The organism is Halorubrum sp. SP3 (assembly GCF_005435195.1).
Classification (GTDB): domain Archaea; phylum Halobacteriota; class Halobacteria; order Halobacteriales; family Haloferacaceae; genus Halorubrum; species Halorubrum sodomense.
In genome coordinates this window covers 1-445 of sequence record NZ_SGTU01000379.1, presented here as the reverse complement: position 1 = coordinate 445, position 445 = coordinate 1, and the positions used below count along the sequence as shown (strand labels likewise).

Annotated in this window: 1 protein-coding gene; it reads left to right on the top strand. The window is 53.0% G+C overall.

The window, feature by feature from the left end; all coding sequences use genetic code 11:
- On the top strand, positions 1-439 hold a 439-nt coding region (gene arsN2 / locus EXE42_RS16925), incomplete at its 5' end, for an arsenic resistance N-acetyltransferase ArsN2 (RefSeq protein WP_137707055.1).
- Positions 440-445: the final 6 nt, after the last annotated feature.

Genomic DNA, 445 nt, shown 5'->3' with positions numbered 1-445 from the left:
TGGAGCACCCCTCAAGCTCCGACGAGCGGACGAGGCCACTCTCTCTTATATCGAAACTAAACTTGAAGCGAACGGTTTGCCGTCTCAGGACGTACGGTCGAAACCCGACTGCTTCTACATCGGTTACGATGGAGACGAACGAATCGGCGCCGCAGGTATCGAAATTTATGACACTGACGGTCTTCTACGGTCGGTCGTCGTCGAAGAAGCTGTGCGAGGCCAGGGATACGGAACAGCGCTCTGTGCGGCTGCGGAAACGGAAGCGCAATCTGCCGACGTTGACACGCTGTACCTGTTGACGACGAACGCTCCTGGTTTCTTTACCGAGCTAGGATACGTAGAAATAGATCGAAGTGTAGCTCCAAGAGCTATTCAGCAAACTACAGAATTCGACGACCTTTGCCCTTCAACAGCCACCTGTATGAAGAAAACTCTGTAGCACCAG